We start from the raw sequence: 17,304 nt of genomic DNA on the forward strand, positions 1-17,304 counted from the left end.
AAAGCGATGATTTTTCATACTTTTGGGCAGGAAGCGGAGCGGGGTGGAAGCGGCAACAAAGTGCTTTGATGCAATGCCGGGCAAGTTGCCGCGAAATTATGCAATCGTGTTCGGCCGTCCGGCCCGGGCTCTCCAAACTGTGGATCAAATGACAAAAACAAACCTGCCGCTGAACGCGGACCGCCTCTGGGCCGATGTGATGGCGCTCGCCGACATCACCGACCCGGCGCGGCCTTATACGCGACGTTCCTTCACCGCGCTGTTTCTCGAAGGCCGCGCCTTTCTCGCCAAAGCCTTTGCCGACGCCGGGCTCGCTGCCCGGATCGATACATCCGGCAATCTGATCGGCCGCATCGAGGGGACTGAGCCCGCGCTTGGCGTGATCGCGATCGGATCGCACAGCGATACCGTGCCGGCCGGCGGCCGCTTCGACGGTATCGCCGGCGTCGCAACCGGGCTCGAAATCGTCCGCGCGCTACGCGATGCGGGGTTGCGGCCCCGGCACACCATCGAGGTCATCGATTTCCTGGCCGAGGAGCCGAGCGAATATGGCTTGTCATGCGTCGGCAGCCGCGGCATGACCGGCTCGCTCGACGACAAGATGCTCGATCTCAGGGAGCCGGGGGGCGAGAAGCTGCGCGATGCCTTGCGGAGGGTCGGCGGCGATCCCGACCGGCTCGATCTCGCCAAGCGCGGCGATATCCGCGCCTTTCTGGAGCTGCATATCGAGCAGGGCATCGTGCTGGAATCGCGCTTCCTCGATGTCGGCGTCGTCACCTCGATTGTCGGGATCCGCCGCATCGAAATCATATTCCAGGGCGAGGCCGATCATGCCGGCACCACGCCGATGGCGCTGCGTCACGACGCGCTGGTGGCGGCCGCAAACACGGTTGCGTCGGTGCGCCTTGCGGCCGAACAATTGGCCGCCGAAGGAGCGGATTACTTCGTCGCCACGGTCGGCATCCTCAACGTCGATCCCTCGGCGTCGAACATCGTGCCCGGGCGCTGCCGGCTCATCGTCGACGCGCGCGCAACCAATCCAGAGTTGACCAAACGTTTCACGGAGATCGTCGATCGCGAGAGCATGGCGCATGGCGCAGCGGCCCGAGTTGCGCGCGCCTCCTTTGCGATCCTGTCCAATGGGCCGCCGATGTCATGCGACGAAAGCCTGCGCTCGGCCTTGCGTCAGGGCGCGCGTGATCTGGGCCTTGCCGAGACCGATCTTCCGAGTGGGGCAGGTCACGACGCCGCCTTCATGAGCCGCATCGCGCCGTCCGCGATGGTTTTCGTCCCGTGCCGGGCCGGCAAGAGCCACGCACCGGAGGAATGGGCGGATCGCGACGCGATCGCGGCGGGCGCCGCCGTCATCTATCAGGCGGTCAGGGCGATCGATCAGTCGCCGAGGTGACGCCTTACCGCTAACGTTTGATTATAAAGGACGCAAAGCTATCCAATGACAAATCCGACAAAAGCCACACGAACTGACTTGCGGGTTGCGATCGCAGGCCTCGGGCCGATCGGCACGAAAGTCGCGCAAGCGCTGGACCGGGGAATAGACGGGCTGGTTCTCGCCGCCGTGTCGGCGCAAAACCCCGAAAAACACCGAAGCTGGCTGGGTGATCTGGCGACAGCGCCTGCCGTCCTGGGAATCGAAAAGCTTGCCGATGTCGCCGACATCGTCATCGAATGCGCGCCGGCGAAGCTCATCAGGTCAATCGTCGCGCCTTTCGTAGGAAGCGGGAAAACTGCTGTTGTCCTCAGCGCCGGCGCACTGCTCGAAAACGAGGACCTGATCGAACTCGCAAAGCAAAGCGGCGGTCAGATCGTGGTGCCGACCGGCGCGTTGATCGGCCTCGACGCCGTGACCGCCGCCGCAGTGGGCAAGATCCATTCGGTGCGGATGGTGACGCGAAAGCCGGTGCAGGGGCTCGCGGGCGCGCCCTATATTGTCGAAAACAACATCGACATCGAGCGCATTACCGAGCCGCTCCGGATATTCGAGGGCACCGCGCGGGAGGCGGCCAAGGGATTCCCGGCCAATCTGAATGTCGCTGTCGCGCTGTCGCTGGCCGGCATTGGTCCGGATCGAACAAGGCTGGAGATCTGGGCCGATCCGACCGTGACGCGCAACATCCATCGTGTTGAGGTTGAATCCGACGCCGCCCGCTTTTCGATGTCGATCGAGAACATCCCGTCGGAAAATCCAAAGACCGGGCGCATCACCGCGCTCTCGGTCATCGCCTATCTTCGCAAGCTGCACGCGCCGCTTCGCGTCGGGACCTGAACAAGGACGCGTGAAATTTGGCGAGCTGCTCATCCATAAAGCAGCAGCCAGCTGATTTCGGTGCTTTTATTCGCGCCCCGGATTTGCCATGCTTGGAGACGCCGCGGTCAAATTTCAAGTTGGGGGTTTAAGAATGTACCGTCAAAAGCTAGCGCGCTTCTCGATGATCGCCGGAACGGCTGTTGTCGCGGCGCTCGGTTGGAGTGCGCTTGCATCGTCGGCCGTGGCCGACGACGTCATTCGCTTCGGCGCGCCGCTGCCATTGACGGGTCCGCTAGCGCCCGAGGGCCTCAAGCAGCAGCAGGGCTATGACATCTGGGCCGAACAGGCCAACAAGGCCGGCGGTATTTCGGTCGGCGGCAAGAAGTACAAGGTCGAGATCGTCTACGCCGATTATCAATCCAACACGCCGCGCGCGGTGCAGACATCGGAGCAGATGATCACCCAGGACAATATCAACTTCCTGTTCGGGCCGTTCGGCTCCGGCGCCGCCAAGGCCGCCAGTACGGTCTCGGAAAAATACAAGGTGCCAACCATCGCCGCCACGGCATCCTCATCGCAGGTCTATGACCAGGGCTACAAATATTTGTTCGGCACCTTCACGCCGAATGACACGTTGACGACGCCGTTGACGCAGATCATCAAGGCCCAGGCGCCTGACGTAAAGAAGGTCGCAATTCTCGCGCGCAACGATCTGTTTCCGTTGGCAATCGCGCAGGAAATGGAAAAGTCGGCCAAGGCCAACGGCTTTGAGGTGGTCTATTTCGAGAAATACGCGATCGGCACGCTCGATCACTCCGCGACCCTGTCGCAAATGAAGTCGCTGGGACCGCAATGGATCTTCATCACCGGCTATATCAACGACCTCCTTCTGGTCCGCAAGCAGATGGTCGATCAGCAGATGAAGGCGCCCGTGATGACCATGATCGCCGGACCGGCCTATCAGGAGTTCATTGATGCGGCGGGCCAGAGCGCGGAGAATGTCACCAGCGCCTCCTGGTGGCACCCTGCCGAACAATATGACGGCAAGGACATTTTCGGTTCGACCAGCAATTTCGTGAAGCTGTTCAAGGAAAAATACAAGAGCGAGCCGGACTACGGCCAGGCATCGGCAGCGGTTAGCGGTGCGCTGTTCCAGATCGCGATCGAGCGCGCCGGCTCGCTGGACCGCGAAAAAGTGCGCGACGAATTGGCGAAACTCGACATCGTCACCTTCTTCGGCCCGGTAAAATTCGGATCGAACGGCCAGATCAATTCGCTGGAGCCTCCGGTTTTCCAGATCCAGGGCGCAAAGCCCGTCGTGCTGTTCCCGCAAGCCATCAAGCAGGGCGACCTCAAGCTTGGGGTAAACTGACGAAGATTATCGCGGCCACAAGCGAGTATTGAAGCGTGCTGGTAGCCCAGGTCCTGATCAATGCCCTGGTGCTGGGCTGCCTCTATGCCTGCATTGCCATCGGCTTCTCGCTGGTGTGGGGCGTTCTGAACGTCATCAACCTGATCCATGGATCGTTCATCGTTCTCGGCGCCTATCTGGCGTGGGGACTCTACCAATCGCTTAAGATTCCACCGTGGTACGTGCTGGTCATCGCGGCGCCGTTGTTTTTTGTCCTCGGCTATCTGCTGCAGCGGTTGCTGCTCAATCGCGTCATCTCGGCGCCGGTGCTGGTGACGCTGACATTGACCTTCGGGCTCGATTTGATCCTGAACAATGCGATGATCTATTTCTTCAAGGCCGATTATCGGAAATTGACCTTGAGCCCGCCGATCGGCTCGGTCTCGCTATTCGACGTGGTGGTGCCTGTCGACCGCTTGATCGCCACGGCTTCCGCGCTGGCGCTGACGTTTGTCCTCTATCTCGTGCTGCGGCGCTTGCGGGTTGGCCGCGCCATCGTCGCGGTCAGGCTTGATCGCGATGCCGCGGTGTTGATGGGGGTCGATGTCAAATCGATCTATGCCATCGCGTTCGGCATCGGTGCGGCGCTCGCCGGATGCGCCGGCGTGCTGATGGCCTTGATTTTCCCGATATCACCGCTGACGTCGTCGACCTTTCTCGGCAAGGCGTTCGTGGTCTGTGTGCTCGGCGGTCTCGGCAGCGTGTCGGGCGCGCTGGCCGGCGGCCTGCTGCTGGCGCTGGTCGAAGGCGTAGGCTCAGCCACGCTCGGCCCGGCGCATGCGACGACGCTTTCCTTTGCGCTCTTGATCGCCTTTCTGATCGTGAGACCGCAAGGGCTGCTCGGCCGGAAGGGTTTTGAATGACGCGGCTCAATCTGGCGCTGTTGGTGCTGATCGGCTGCATCGCGGCGCTGCCTCTGTTCGGCGGACCTTACGCCCTGCGGCTCGGCACCATCGCCTGCATGTATGCGATCCTCGCATTGTCGTGGAACGTGGTCGGCGGGTTTGCGGATACCCGTCGTTTGCAACCGCGGCATTCTTCGGCTTCGGCGCCTATGCGACCGGCGTGCTGCTTGGCGATGGCCTGCCGCTGTCGCTGTCGATCCTCTTGACGATCGCCGCGTCGTTCCTGTTGGCGGGCGTGCTCGGGGTAGTGCTGTTGCGCCTGCGCGGCCATTATTTTGCAATCGCCAGTCTCTCGCTGGTCGAGGTTTTGCGCGAGCTCGTCAACAACGCCACCGACCTGACCGGCGGCGGCATGGGCCTGAACATCCCGCTGGCCGCGGGTTCCGGCGTTCTGGCGGATGCCACCTTCTTCTTCTATGCGATGTGGGGGTTGCTATTGGCGACCGCGCTGATGGTGATCGCCGTCTCGGTTTCAAAACTCGGGTTCGGGCTTGCCTGCATCCGGCAGAACGAGACCGCCTCCGACATGGTCGGCCTGAACTCTACGCTCTACAAAAGCATCGCATTCGCGTTGTCGGCCTGTTTTGTCAGTGCCGCCGGCGGAATCTATGCCGCGTGGGTGCATTACATCGACCCGTCCGATGTCTTCGATATTTTATACTCCGTGAAGCCTATCGTGATGGCGCTGATGGGCGGCCTCGGATCGCCGCTCGGCGTGGTCAGCGGCGCGTTTCTTTATCTCGCGCTCGAGGAAGTGGTCTGGCGCAACTACATCCAGATCCACAGCGGCGTGCTCGGTGTCTTGATCGTCATGCTGCTGTTGTTCCTGCCGCATGGCCTGATCTCGCTGCGCTGGCGCATGATGTGGCGGAAACCAAGACATGTCTGAGATCCTCCGCCTCGACGCCGTATCCAGGCATTTCAGCGGCCTCAAGGCGCTGTCCGGGGTCACGCTTCGTATCGACAAAGGCGAAGTGCTGGGGTTGATCGGCCCGAACGGCGCCGGCAAGACCACCCTCGTCAATGCGGTCAGCGGTGTAACGCCGGCGAGTTCCGGCAAGATCACCTTCATGGGACGCGACATCACGGGCATCAAAACCTATCAGGCGGCGCGGCTCGGATTGGCGCGCACATTCCAGATCGTGCAGCCGTTTGCCGAATTCACCGCGCTCGACAACGTCGCAGCCGCAGCGTTGTTCTCGCAACCCGGCGAAAGCCTGAAATCGGCGCGCGAAGAAGCCCGCGCGCATCTCGCCTTTGTCGGGCTCGAGGCACAGGCCGGGCAATCGGCCGCGACGCTGACGCTCGCGATGCGCAAGCGGCTCGAACTGGCAAAGGCGCTGGCAATGAAGCCGAAGCTATTGTTCCTCGACGAGGTCAATGCCGGGCTGAACAGCGCCGAGGTCGAACGGGCGACGCAGCTCATTCATCAACTGGCGGCAAGTGGCATCACCATTGTGATGATCGAGCATCTGATGAAGGTCGTGCTCAACGTCTGCACGCGGATCGCGGTGCTGCACAATGGCGTGCTGATCGCCGATGGGCCGCCGCGCGAAATCATCAAGAACCCCGCCGTCGTCGATGCCTATCTCGGACATCAATATGCGCAACGGAATGCTGCCCATGGCTAGCCTGATCCTCGAATTGCAGGGGCTATCCGCCGGCTACGGCGAAATCCAGGTGCTGTGGGGCATCGACATGTCCGTGCGGCGCGGCGAGATCACCGCGCTGATCGGCTCCAACGGCGCGGGAAAAACCACCCTGATGCGCGCGCTGTCCGGCCTCATTCCGACGCAAGGCGGTTATTATTTCTCGGAAGGAAGAGATCTGACGGGGGATACATCGGCGGAAATTCTCGCCCATGGCATCGTTCATGTCCCGGAGGGCCGGCGATTGTTCGGCGCGATGAGCGTCGAAGACAATCTCCTGATGGGGGCCTATTCGAGAAAAATCGGCCGCGGCGAACTCGTGCGCGATCTTGACCGGGTGTACGCGACATTCCCGAAATTGCGCGAGCGTCGCAACCAGGCCGCCGCCACGCTGTCCGGTGGCGAGCAGCAGATGTGCGCGATCGGCCGCGGGTTGATGAGCGCGCCGCGGCTTCTCATGATCGACGAGTTGTCGCTCGGCCTGTCGCCGCTGTTGGTCGAGCAATTGGTCGCGGCGTTGCGCGCGTTGAACGGCGAGGGCATGTCGATCCTCCTGGTCGAGCAGGACGTCACCACCGCGCTCGACATCTGTCATTCCGCCTATGTGATGGACATGGGCCGCATCGTCCGCACCGGCTTAGGAACTGAATTGCTGGCCGATCCGATCATCCGCGAGGCCTATCTCGGCGTGCTCGAGGACTGAGGCCCGGCAAACCGCCAAATGATTCAACGCAACTTCCACGGAGATACCCATGATCGAGACCATCGAGGCAGCCAACGGCGGCTACAGGTTCATGCCGGGCGTGAGCCAGTATTCCTGCGGAATCGGCGCAGTCCCCGGTTTTGCCATCGAGCGCGTGCGTTTTTCGCGCGTGGTGCCGCTCGCCCAAGGTTTTGCGAAGATCGCAGACATCATCAAGGCCACCGGCCGCCCGCTGACGGCGTTCGGCGCCTGCGAGCTCCGCTCGCCCGCGCCGTTCACCGAAGACGGTTTTAGGGCCTTCAACGAAATCTATATCAAGACGCTGATCGAATGGGGGGTGATGAAGGACGGCGTCAATCCGGTGGCGCGCAGCAATGTCTGCCCAAAACTCGATCCGCCCGCGGAGCCGGGCTTTCATGCGTTCTCGTTCACGACCACAGCGCCGGACGCGCCGGCCTCGTTCGTCGTTTCCGGCAGCGGCGAGTCGATCGAGGGCAAAGCGAATTATCGCGACTCCGCGGTTCGCCTCGGTGACATCAGCCCGGAGGGGATGCTGGAAAAAGCAAAATGGGTGCTGAATGAAATGGAGCGGCGCATGAGTGCGTTTTCCGGTGCCTGGCAAAGCACCACCGCGGTGCAGCTCTACACCATTCGCGATGTGTTTCCGTTCCTGGAGAGCGAACTTGGCAGGCGCGGCGTGCTGCGGCCGGGCCTGACCTGGCAGTTTTGCCGCCCGCCCGTGGTCGACCTGGAATATGAGATGGATTGCCGCCGCGTTCACATCGAGCGCGTGATCGAGGTATGAGGCGCGGCGTTCCCTACCCGGCGCTTTTAATGCGCGCCGGCTGCGCTTCCCGTCACCTTGCGCGTGAAGGCGACCGCGATCGCGGCAAACACCAGCACCACGCCAATCACCGCAAAAGTGTCGCTAAAGCCCATCACCAGCGCCTGCTGCCTGACCGCCTTGCCGAGCGCGATGATGGCCTGCTGATGGGCTGCAGCCGGATCCGGCACACCGTGGCTGATGAAGAAGTCCGTCATTTGCGCGATACGGGCGCGTACTTCCTCGCGGCCGAGCGTGACCGACTGGCCGATGATGTTGGAGTGGAATTGCTCGCGCTTGGTGATCACGGTGGCGAGTATCGCGGTGCCGATTGCGCCACCGAGATTACGGAGCATGTTGCTGATACCTGATGCGGCGGCGGCATCTTGCGGGGCGATATTGCCCGTCGCCACCGAGGTCAGCGGGGTGAGCACCATGGCCTGACCGATGGCGCGCACGATGTTCGGGATCCAGAGCTGGTCGCCGGCATAGTCGAGCGACATTTCGGTGTTCATGAAGCAGCTATAGGCGAAGATCAGCAGCCCGACGATGGCGATAAAACGCGTGTCGAAGCGCTGCATCAGCTTGGGCACCAGCGGAATCAGCACAAGCTGCGGCAGGCCAGTCCACGCCAGTACCGCGCCGATCTGCTCGGAATTGTAGCCCTGCGCCTGGCCGAGATAGGCGGGGAGGATATAAACCGATCCAAATAGCGCGAACCCTAACAACGTCGTTGCGATGGTGCCGAAGCCGAAATTGCGCTGCTTCAGCAACCGCAGCCGGATCAGCGGCTTCTCGACCGAAAGCTCAATCCAGACGAACAGCGACAGGCTCACCACCGCGACAATCGCAAGACGCAGGATGAAGGGCGAAGAGAACCAGTCGTCCTTGTTGCCTTCTTCGAGCACGGTTTGCAGGGCCGCCAGCCCGATCGCCATGGTGAAGATGCCGGCCCAGTCACCTTCTTTCAGCAGCTTGAACTGCATCGGCTGGCGTTCCAGCGTCAGATAGAGCGCGCTCACCATCACGATGGTCGGCACCACGTTGACATAGAAAATGGTCTGCCAGCCGTAATTTTCAGTGAGATAGCCGCCGATGGTGGGGCCGATCGCGGGCGCAAAGGTCACCGACAGTGCAAAGGCGGCGAGACCGATCGGCTGTTGTGGCTTCGGCAGTTTTGTCAGCACCAGCGTGAACGCCATCGGGATCAGGACGCCGCCGGCAAAGCCCTGCAGGCCGCGCATTGCGATCATCGAGGGCAAATCATGGGTGAAGGCGCAGGCGACCGAAAAAACCGCGAACAGCGCCGCGCTCGCGAGCATATAGCGGCGGAACGAAAATACCCTAGAGAGATAATCGGTGAGCGGGATCACCACGATCTCGCCGATCAAATACGAGGTCGAGATCCACGATCCGTTGTCGACGCCGGTGCCGATGCCGCCTTCGATGTTGAGCAACGAGGCGTTGGTGATCTGGATGTTGAGGATTGCCATGAACGAACCGATCATGGCCGCGAGCACGGCGATCCAGACCATCACGCTGGCGCGGTTCGGATCGACCGCGCGCGCTGGCTGAGGGGATACCGGCACAGACATTGCTGACATGGCGGTATTAGACATGACGTTAACCTCCGAAAGACGCTTTCGACACTTTGGAGATGGCTACCGTCTCGGGGCCGCGGGCTTGCGACTGAGCTTGGGATTTGGTCTCGATCGTCGGAATCACCGACATGCCCGGACGCAGTTCGATCGGCACGCTGTTGTCGCGGTTGAGCGCGATCCTCACCGGGATGCGCTGCACCACCTTGGTAAAATTACCAGTGGCGTTATCCGGCGGCAGTAGCGCGAATTCCTGGCCGCTGGCCGGCGCGATGCTGTCGACGCGGCCGTGCACGAGTTGTCCCGGGAACATGTCGACGGCGATATCGACCGCCTGGCCCTCGCGCACATCGGTCAATTGCGTTTCCTTGAAGTTCGCCACGACATACGCGCCGGTAACCGGCACCAGCGACATCAATTGCGTTCCGGCCTGCACGAACTGGCCGATGCGCAGCGTGCGATTGCCGACGACGCCGTCGATCGCCGCGACGATGGAGGTGTAACCGAGATTGAGTTCGGCCTGGCTTTGCAGCGCTTCCGCGCGGGCAAGCGTTGCGTTTGCTTGAACGATCTCGGCCTTGAGCAGGTCAACCTGCTTTAGCGCGGAGGCGAGGTTGGCGGTATCGCGCGCGATCGCGGCCTGGGCGCCGGCGTTGCGCGACTGCGCCTGCTGGGCGTTCTGCACGCTGCCAAAGCCGGTCGCCGCGAGATCAGTGTAACGCTTGTTCTCTTGAGCCGCGAAAGTCACCGTCGCCTTGTCGACGTCGATCGTTGCCTTGGCGGCGTCGATCACCGCCTGCTGGACGCCGAGCTGGGCCTGCTTGCTGGCGATCGCGGCGCCCGCTGCGGCGACATCGGCCTTAGCCTGGTCGAGCGCCACCTTGAAATCGCGTTGGTCGATCCGCGCCAGGATCTGTCCGGCCTTGACGCGCTCGTTGTCGCCGACCAGCACCTCATCGAGGTAGCCGGAGACCTTGGGCGCGATCGTGGTGTTGTCGGCCTTCACATAAGCGTCATCGGTTGAGACCAGATATTGGCCGACCGTCAAGTAGTCCCAGCCATACCAGGCCGCGCCGGTGAGCACCGCCACCGCCGCACCAGCCATTAACAGCTTGCGAAAATTGAATTTTTTGATGACCGCGGGGGCAGGGACCGGCTGCTTTGTGCCGGCGTCCGGCAACAGGTCCTTGACGGCATCGCCGGCGGGAACCGGACGTTCGGGTTCGAATGCGGTGGTATGACGGGTCATGACACTTGCTCCAGGTGGCCTTCGCCGGGCGTCGGCAATTAGGAAACTTGATATTTTCCAAAATAGCGCCTATGTTCGGACTGTCAATGGAATGACAGGCATCATGTAAAAGCATGGCTGAGATCGACACCCCCCAGGACCCGACACAAGACCGGCGCTGTCGCGGCCGCCCGCAGGTGCGGCCCGACGACGAGACCCGCCAGATCATCTACGAGGCGGCGCGCCACGAATTCGCAGGCGCCGGCTATGCCGCGACCAGCATCGAGACGGTGGCACGCCGCGCCGGGGTTTCCACCAAGACGCTGTATCGCCTGATCCCGAACAAGGCCGCCTTGTTCGAAGGGATGGTGGCCGACCGGCTCGACCGTTTCGTCTCCGAGGTCAAGCTGCAGAGCGGGGATCACACTGATCTCGAAACGGCACTCTGCGCCGCGCTGATGGTCTGCGCGGACCTCGCGCTTGACGAAGAAGTGATCGCGCTCCAACGCATCATCCTGCAGGAGACCGGCAAGTTTTCCGATCTCGCCGGAGTGTTCTATCGTAATGCCATTGTGCGCACCGGAGCGGCGCTGGCGGATTGGCTGCGGGTGCAAGAGAGCCGCGGCTTGATCGTGCTCGAGGACGTCGACGACGCCGCCGGAATGCTGCTCGGCATGGTCACATCGGCGCCGCGCCGCGCCGCGCTGTTCGGTCACGTGCCGCTGCCGTCGCGTCCGCAGATCGAGGCACGGGCGCGCCGCTGTGCGGCACTATTCCTGCGCGGCTGCGAGACCGGCACTCGCGGCCGGTGATCGCGATATCTCCGCCACACACAGAGTCGTCATCACCCGCGAATGCGGGTGATCCAGCATCCCGAAGCGTTAGTGATGGAAATCGAAGTGCCGCGGCGTACTGGATACCCCGCTGGAGCCTGTCATCGGGCTCGCCGAAGGCGAGACCCGGTGGCGGGGTATGACGGCTGTTGACGGAGGAGCCTAGCGTATCCGGCCGGCTTACGGCGCCTTGATCAGGTAGATCGGGCTCGACCACGCCTGATGGCCATCTTCCTGGGTCACGCGCACGTAGACCGGGACGTCGTGGCCGGCCTGCGAGGTCTCGGTTACCTCATGGGTGAGGTGCATCGACGTGACCTTTTTGCCTTCCGGCAGGCGATAAACGCGCAGTTGCCGGCCGAGGCCACCGGCCTCGAAGACCATCTCGCCGTCATCGAGGCCCGCGAGATCGCATTGCGCCGAGACGATATTGGTCTCGATCGAAAGCACGCCGGTCCGCCCGGACTCGAGCCAAAGGTCAAAACCCGCCATGTTTCCGGTGGTGACGGAATCCCATGTGACCACGCCGCTGTCCTTGGCATGCCGCAGGGGTTTATCCGGGTTGAGGAAATTCACCGCCTCGACCCGTTCGATGCGATTGCCATCGACGCTGGCCTTGCCGCGCCAGTTAACCTCACGCCCGCGCCCGCGATATTCCGCGCCGCTCCACATCACCCGGATTCGTTTTCCGAGATCATCAGGCGAAAACGGGCGAACGGTGCGCTTGAGAGTTTTGCCGTGAAAAATGTCGACCCGCTCGATCGGGCATGAACCGATCAATTCCACGCTCAACTGCATGGGCACCTCGCCATTGGCGACGATGGCGCCCATCGGCACTTCACTCGCTGGTTGCCAGGAGGTCGGGCCCAATAGCGGATCGTCGGCATATTGCGGCACCGGGCGACCGAACGTGCCTTTCACCGACATGAACAGGCGTGTGCCGGTGGTGCCGTAATGGCGGCGCTGGCGCAGCGCCTCGAAAACCGCGTCGCGGTCGAGCTTCGGCATCAGATAGCAGGTCAATCCACCGATCGCGCCGAAGGTGGAGGCGCCGGGTTGCGTGGCGCCCGGCCGCCCTTTGTGGTCGTCGCTGTGGCAGACGATTCCTACGCGATAGCCGCGATCGAAGGCGTCGTGCAACAGCCACTCGAAGGTGCCCCAGGTCGAGTGAACCTCGACGGCACGTTCGAAGCGGCCATCGTGCGCGAGCTTGATGTCGGCATAGCGGCCGCCGACATGGGCGATGACGATGGCGTCTTCGTTGCAGCGCGCAAGCGCGGCGAACAATTCCTCGGCGGTGTAGCAATCCTCGCTGGAGGGATCGGAGACCAGAACCCGAGAGGAGCGGCGGATCGGCTTGCCTTCGGTGCGATAAAACACGTTGCGGTCGCCGCCCATGCCGGTGTTGCCCGACCATTCATAGCCGGGCAGCGCGACAAAGTGTCCCGGCGCGTTGAATTCGCGCGTGAGATCGTTGAGCGATTTCCAGAACGCGTCGGTGATCTGAAAGTCGTTGCCCTGGTGTCCGACGATGTCGACGAAAGCCTTGTCGCGGGCATACGCAAAATAGTCGGCAGCCGAATTGGTGCCGATGGTCTCTTCGCTTTGCGCATGCAGGTCGCCCCAATAATGCCGGTAGTGCGCGTTCGCGACCGCGCGTAGCGGCGTCGTCCGGCAAAGCAGCGCGCCGTGCTCGTCCAGGATCTCGATGCCGATATCGCCGGGCGTGCGCGCAACCAATCCTTTGATAATGAACGTCCCGTTCTCGCGCGGCATCAGCAGGCCATCCGGCAATCCGTCAATCGCCGAGGAAGTCTTGAACTTCAGCGCGCCGACGCCTGTCGCCGTCGGATTTCCCCAGCGATCCTCCGCGACGATGCAGAGACGAAACGGTTCGCCGACAATGTTCTGGCTCGGAAGCAGCGCCTTCCAGCGCGCCGCGGGGCCCGCAACGAGCGCGATCTCGGGCGACCGCGGAAGTTCGGTGAATTGATAAGTAGCGAAGGCGTCGACCAGCACCTTGAATTCGAAGGTGGGCTCGACATTGGTCTGCAGCCGCAGCCCGGGCGAGCCCTGCCGCGTGTCGCCGAGGCGGACGGTGATGGTATCGCCGCTGCGCAGGAAACCGCGGCCCACCCTGATCGACAACGCGTTGACCCAGGGCCGCGTAAAATTGCGGTCGACCCGGCAGTGCAGGACCGCACCATTGGATGCCTCGACGGTGGTGTAGTTGGCAGCAGTCGGCTCGGTGAATTGCGGCTTGCCCATGTCGGACGTTCCGCGCCAGACGATTTTGAGGTCGCCGGTATCGTCGATGCCGAATTTGCCCGCGGTGTAGGTCAAGACCAGCGCGACATGCGATCCCGCCACGAACGGGCCCGCGGGTTCGAGCGTCGCGATGCCCATGTGTTCGGGGAGATACGAGGAACCAAGCATGAGACTAACCCTGCGGTTCGAGGTGGCGGTTGAACGCGGCGTGACCGGTGAACCGGGCCGGGCGCGGCGTGCAGTGTCGCGAGGACTATATCCCAAAAACAAGCTTTACATGTCAATAGCACTAAAGCTATAGTTCTTTCCGCGAACGACACTGCCGTCGGACGACCGCGCCGGTGCGGGACGGTTCGAAAGTCGCTGTGGCAGAGCCGGTTTTCGCTCTCGCGACCGTTGGGGGAGTTCAATCCATGGCCATCGCACGCGCCTTCGATTTCATCACACCGCCACCCGGACGGAGCCTGACCAAGCCGCGCACGAGCGGACTGACCATGGTGATCGACCAGGGACTCGGACTGGCCGCGCAGCGCGATCTCTGCGAAACCGCCGGCGATTACATGGATTTCGCAAAATTCAAGACCGGGCAGGCGCGGCTTTATCGCGAGGCGCATTTGCTGCAGAAGGTCCGTCAGTATCTCGAAAGCGGCGTCAAACCTTTCATCGGCGGACAGTTCCACGAATATGTCTTTGCCGTGCATGGCGCCTCCGCACTGCCGGGTTTTTATGCGGAAGCAAAGCGCGTCGGATTCACGACGATCGAGATCTCGGATAATACGGTGCCGCTGACGCCCGCGCAGCGGCGCGATCAGATTCACGGCGCGATCGACGCAGGGCTTGAGGTGTTTGGCGAAGTTGGCTCCAAGGACAATCAAACCTCCGCGGCCGAGTTGATCGACCAGGCCGGGGTTTGCTTCGAGGCAGGCGCGTCGCTGGTGCTGGTCGAAGCCGCCGAACTCGTGACCGCGGGAAAGCCCAATCAGGCGATGTTGGACCAACTCACCGGCCATCTCGACATGAAGCGGGTGATGATCGAATTGCCAGGCCCGTGGATTGCGGAGGTGCGCAGCTGCGACGTCGAATTGCTGAAGAAGCTCCTGGTGGTAGCGCTCGGTCCGGACGTGAATGTCGCCAATGTGTCGCCCGATACGGTGATCGATTTCGAAGCGACCCGCGTCGGGCTTGGCGCCGCCGGCCCGCAGAATATTGTTCATGGCAATCGGCCCGCATGAGGACGCAAATGCCATGAAGATCTCGGGCGGAACGGTCGTGACCGGAGATGGCGCCAGCGTCATTCCGGACGGCTACGTCCAAGTCCGCGACAGCCGCATCGTTGAGATAGGGGCGGGCGGTGGTCCGCCGGACGATGATGTGATCGATGCTTCCGGGCAGATCGTCATCCCCGGCATTATCAACACCCACGCGCATGGTTGCGTGGAAGGTCCGTTCGTGCCGGTCGGCTCTCCGGCGTTTTCCGGCACGGCTGTGCATGCCGAACTCGACCGGCATCTGTTCGGCGGCGAGACCACGGTTCTTTGCGTCTGCGGGTTCTGCCTGCCGCGCGAAATCGACACAAGCCATCCGGTTCGCACCCGTTTGGCAACCAGCCACACGCCATCAAATTTCGCCGCCGCCGATCTCGTCGACGGCAAGGGGCTGTTGCCGCCGCACCGCGCGATGACCGTCGAACAAGCGCTGAAAGACGGCGCGGTAGCGATCGGGGAGATCGGCGCCGGCCATTCACTGGGCGGCGGCGCGCAGGATTATCTTTACATCCCCGACGTCATCGAGAAGGCGACCGGCGTTCGCCTGCGGCCGGACCAGGCGCGGCAATTGAAGTGGGCAATCCTCGGCCGCATGCTGTCGCGCGATGCCTTCGATGCCGCGCGGACCGAAAGATGTCTGGATACGCTCGGCCTCAGCGACCGGCTCGACGTGACAACGGCGCGCCGGCTGATCGACCAATCGGTGCTGCCCTCGATCGCAACCACGCTCGAAGGCTTCGAGGAAGCCGCCGCGCTCTCTGCCAAAACCGGCGTGCGGGCGGTCTTCCATACCTCGCCGGTGTCAGTCGGCGTCATCGAACGGCTCGCCAAAAAATATCCCGCCGCAAAACTCGTCGCCGGTCATGCCAACCAGAGCGACTTTGAGCCGCAAGAAGCGGTCGATTGGGCGAAGCGCCTGCGTACCCTCGGCGTCACCATCGACATTTCGACCTGGGATATTCCCGGCAAGGCCATCCAGGCAAAACCCGATAATTTCCTGGCGATGCTGAAAGCCGGTGTCGTCGACACGGTTTCAACCGATTATGCCGGCGGCGACTGGGAGCCGATTTTGAAAGGTCTTGCCCTCGCCATCAAAGCCGAAGCGGTCGGCCTTGCCGCGGCGGTCGCGCTGGCAACCGCCAATCCCGCCCGCCTGTTTCCTGGTCTCGCCCCCGACCGCGGCGTACTTGCGGCAGGCAAGATCGCCGATGTCGTACTGGTCGACGCCAACAACGTAGGAAGCGTTCGAACCGTCATCATCGGCGGCAAGGTTCTGGTCCGGGATAAGGCTGCTGCCGGCGGGAGATTGAATTGAACAAGATCAGAAACAGCTTGCGCTCGGTCCTGCTGATGCTCCTGGTCAGTCTTTCCGCCGCCGCACTGTCGGCGGCATGCGCGCAAGACAAGGTCAGCGAATTCCGTGTCGGGCGCCAGCCCGGGCTGATCTACCTGCCGCTCTATGTCATCGAAGACCAGAATTTGCTGGCAAAACACTGCACCCGCCTCGGGTTGCCGCCGACAAACCTTCGCCTGATCGATTTCGGCAGCGCGTCGGCGATCAGCGAAATGCTGCTGAGCGGCAGCGTCGAGGCGGTGTCGGGCGCAATCACCCCGCTGCTCACGATGTGGGACAAGACCCGTGGTGCGCAGAAGGTGAAGGCCATCACCAGCCTTTCCAATTCCGTTCTGTATCTGAACGCCAACGACCCCAAGCTGCACTCCTTGCGCGATTTTACCGATCAGGATCGCATCGCGCTCTCTGGCGTCGGATTCTCGATGCAGTCGACGCTGTTGCAGATGGCGGCGGGTCAGGTTTTCGGCGACGGCCAGGAGAAGCGGCTCGACCCGCTGACGGTATCGATGTCGCATCCGGAAGGTCTCGCCGCTTTGTTGTCCGGCAACGCGCGCCTGATCGCGGCGCACCTCACCACTTCGCCGTTCCAGAATATCGAGCTGCGCGATCCCCGCATCCATCGCATCCTGACCTCGACCGACATTCTCGGCGGCTATGCGCCGGCCGCGCTGGTGTTCACCACGCAACGCATTTACGACGCCAATCCGCGCCTGCTGCAAGCCTTCGCGGCGGCGGCGAGCGACGCAACCGCCTGGATCACACAAAACCCGAAAGAAGCCGCCGAGCTATATCTGCGCAAGGAGCCCCAAAAACTCAGCGTCGACGAGCTCCGGGAGCTCCTGGTCAACGGCGACACCAAATTCTCAACCACGCCGGAAAATTCGCTGAAGATCGCGACCTTCATGGCGAAGCTCGGCCGGCTTCACGAGGCCCCGACGAGCTGGAAGGACTATTTCTTCCCGATCCTCAATGGCGACGGAAGTTGAGGCCCACGGCTTGCG

Annotated in this window: 15 protein-coding genes; 12 read left to right on the top strand and 3 right to left on the bottom strand. The window is 62.5% G+C overall.

Annotated features, from left to right (window positions below; all coding sequences use genetic code 11):
• Positions 1–148: 148 nt before the first annotated feature.
• The 8 genes from B5526_RS28395 (at position 149) to cnbZ (ending at position 7,739) form a co-directional block, all read left to right on the top strand.
• Positions 149–1,408 carry a Zn-dependent hydrolase gene (locus tag B5526_RS28395; RefSeq protein ID WP_079545520.1) on the top strand — a complete coding sequence of 420 codons (1,260 nt, stop codon included), beginning with the start codon at positions 149–151 and terminating at the stop codon, positions 1,406–1,408.
• 45 nt (positions 1,409–1,453) lie between these two features.
• Positions 1,454–2,284 (top strand): aspartate dehydrogenase, encoded by an 831-nt coding sequence (locus tag B5526_RS28400; protein ID WP_079543090.1) that lies wholly within the window; start codon positions 1,454–1,456, stop codon positions 2,282–2,284.
• 133 nt (positions 2,285–2,417) lie between these two features.
• Positions 2,418–3,638 (top strand): amino acid ABC transporter substrate-binding protein, encoded by a 1,221-nt coding sequence (locus tag B5526_RS28405; RefSeq protein WP_079543091.1) that lies wholly within the window; start codon positions 2,418–2,420, stop codon positions 3,636–3,638.
• A 35-nt stretch (positions 3,639–3,673) separates the two neighbouring features.
• Positions 3,674–4,540 carry a branched-chain amino acid ABC transporter permease gene (locus B5526_RS28410; protein ID WP_079543092.1) on the top strand — a complete coding sequence of 289 codons (867 nt, stop codon included), beginning with the start codon at positions 3,674–3,676 and terminating at the stop codon, positions 4,538–4,540.
• 121 nt (positions 4,541–4,661) lie between these two features.
• Complete coding sequence (locus tag B5526_RS28415) at positions 4,662–5,471, top strand: branched-chain amino acid ABC transporter permease (protein WP_244562078.1); 810 nt, start codon at positions 4,662–4,664, stop codon at positions 5,469–5,471.
• The gene (locus tag B5526_RS28420; RefSeq protein ID WP_079543093.1) at positions 5,464–6,213 is read left to right on the top strand and encodes an ABC transporter ATP-binding protein; all 750 of its coding nucleotides are present in this window, start codon (positions 5,464–5,466) and stop codon (positions 6,211–6,213) included. Before B5526_RS28415 ends, B5526_RS28420 begins: the two co-directional genes overlap by 8 nt.
• On the top strand, positions 6,206–6,934 hold the full coding sequence (locus B5526_RS28425; RefSeq protein WP_079543094.1) for an ABC transporter ATP-binding protein: 729 nt from the start codon (positions 6,206–6,208) through the stop codon (positions 6,932–6,934). Before B5526_RS28420 ends, B5526_RS28425 begins: the two co-directional genes overlap by 8 nt.
• A gap of 49 nt (positions 6,935–6,983) precedes the next feature.
• Complete coding sequence (gene cnbZ / locus B5526_RS28430; protein ID WP_079543095.1) at positions 6,984–7,739, top strand: 2-amino-5-chloromuconate deaminase CnbZ; 756 nt, start codon at positions 6,984–6,986, stop codon at positions 7,737–7,739.
• 26 nt (positions 7,740–7,765) lie between these two features.
• Here the strand turns inward: cnbZ and B5526_RS28435 are convergent, their stop codons facing one another.
• Both B5526_RS28435 and B5526_RS28440 read right to left on the bottom strand, forming a co-directional pair.
• Positions 7,766–9,376, bottom strand: coding sequence for a DHA2 family efflux MFS transporter permease subunit (locus tag B5526_RS28435; protein ID WP_079543096.1), 1,611 nt, complete (start codon positions 9,374–9,376; stop codon positions 7,766–7,768).
• Positions 9,377–9,380: 4 nt separating this feature from the next.
• Positions 9,381–10,604, bottom strand: coding sequence for an HlyD family secretion protein (locus B5526_RS28440; RefSeq protein WP_079543097.1), 1,224 nt, complete (start codon positions 10,602–10,604; stop codon positions 9,381–9,383).
• Between the two features lie 113 nt (positions 10,605–10,717).
• Between B5526_RS28440 and B5526_RS28445 the strand changes: the two genes are divergently transcribed.
• A complete protein-coding gene (locus B5526_RS28445) occupies positions 10,718–11,395 on the top strand; it encodes a TetR/AcrR family transcriptional regulator (protein WP_079543098.1) in 678 nt (225 codons plus the stop codon).
• Positions 11,396–11,596: 201 nt separating this feature from the next.
• Here the strand turns inward: B5526_RS28445 and B5526_RS28450 are convergent, their stop codons facing one another.
• Entirely contained in the window at positions 11,597–13,852 is a 2,256-nt protein-coding gene (locus B5526_RS28450; protein WP_079543099.1) for a DUF3604 domain-containing protein, read from the bottom strand.
• Positions 13,853–14,097: 245 nt separating this feature from the next.
• On the opposite strand from B5526_RS28450, the gene B5526_RS28455 reads away from it, so the two are divergent.
• From B5526_RS28455 to B5526_RS28465, 3 genes are read left to right on the top strand one after another with little or no spacing between them, the layout of a single operon-like run.
• On the top strand, positions 14,098–14,916 hold the full coding sequence (locus tag B5526_RS28455; RefSeq protein ID WP_079543100.1) for a phosphosulfolactate synthase: 819 nt from the start codon (positions 14,098–14,100) through the stop codon (positions 14,914–14,916).
• On the top strand, positions 14,897–16,264 hold the full coding sequence (locus B5526_RS28460; protein WP_079543101.1) for an amidohydrolase family protein: 1,368 nt from the start codon (positions 14,897–14,899) through the stop codon (positions 16,262–16,264). Before B5526_RS28455 ends, B5526_RS28460 begins: the two co-directional genes overlap by 20 nt.
• Positions 16,261–17,289: an ABC transporter substrate-binding protein gene (locus B5526_RS28465; RefSeq protein WP_079543102.1), complete on the top strand. Its 1,029-nt coding sequence runs from the start codon at positions 16,261–16,263 to the stop codon at positions 17,287–17,289. The genes B5526_RS28460 and B5526_RS28465 overlap by 4 nt, the downstream gene beginning before the upstream one ends.
• Positions 17,290–17,304: the final 15 nt, after the last annotated feature.

It is taken from the genome of Bradyrhizobium lablabi, from assembly GCF_900141755.1.
Lineage (GTDB): Bacteria > Pseudomonadota > Alphaproteobacteria > Rhizobiales > Xanthobacteraceae > Bradyrhizobium > Bradyrhizobium lablabi_A.

What these genes read in the sequence shown, in the direction of transcription:
- B5526_RS28425 (WP_079543094.1), top strand. Translation starts at nt 6,206, where the DNA reads ATGGCTAGCCTGATCCTCGAATTGCAGGGGCTATCCGCCGGCTACGGC.
- cnbZ (WP_079543095.1), top strand. Translation starts at nt 6,984, where the DNA reads ATGATCGAGACCATCGAGGCAGCCAACGGCGGCTACAGGTTCATGCCG.
- B5526_RS28460 (WP_079543101.1), top strand. Translation starts at nt 14,897, where the DNA reads ATGGCAATCGGCCCGCATGAGGACGCAAATGCCATGAAGATCTCGGGC.
- B5526_RS28420 (WP_079543093.1), top strand. Translation starts at nt 5,464, where the DNA reads ATGTCTGAGATCCTCCGCCTCGACGCCGTATCCAGGCATTTCAGCGGC.
- B5526_RS28395 (WP_079545520.1), top strand. Translation starts at nt 149, where the DNA reads ATGACAAAAACAAACCTGCCGCTGAACGCGGACCGCCTCTGGGCCGAT.
- B5526_RS28405 (WP_079543091.1), top strand. Translation starts at nt 2,418, where the DNA reads ATGTACCGTCAAAAGCTAGCGCGCTTCTCGATGATCGCCGGAACGGCT.
- B5526_RS28445 (WP_079543098.1), top strand. Translation starts at nt 10,718, where the DNA reads ATGGCTGAGATCGACACCCCCCAGGACCCGACACAAGACCGGCGCTGT.
- B5526_RS28440 (WP_079543097.1), bottom strand. Translation starts at nt 10,604, where the DNA reads ATGACCCGTCATACCACCGCATTCGAACCCGAACGTCCGGTTCCCGCC.
- B5526_RS28400 (WP_079543090.1), top strand. Translation starts at nt 1,454, where the DNA reads ATGACAAATCCGACAAAAGCCACACGAACTGACTTGCGGGTTGCGATC.
- B5526_RS28435 (WP_079543096.1), bottom strand. Translation starts at nt 9,376, where the DNA reads ATGTCTAATACCGCCATGTCAGCAATGTCTGTGCCGGTATCCCCTCAG.
- B5526_RS28450 (WP_079543099.1), bottom strand. Translation starts at nt 13,852, where the DNA reads ATGCTTGGTTCCTCGTATCTCCCCGAACACATGGGCATCGCGACGCTC.
- B5526_RS28455 (WP_079543100.1), top strand. Translation starts at nt 14,098, where the DNA reads ATGGCCATCGCACGCGCCTTCGATTTCATCACACCGCCACCCGGACGG.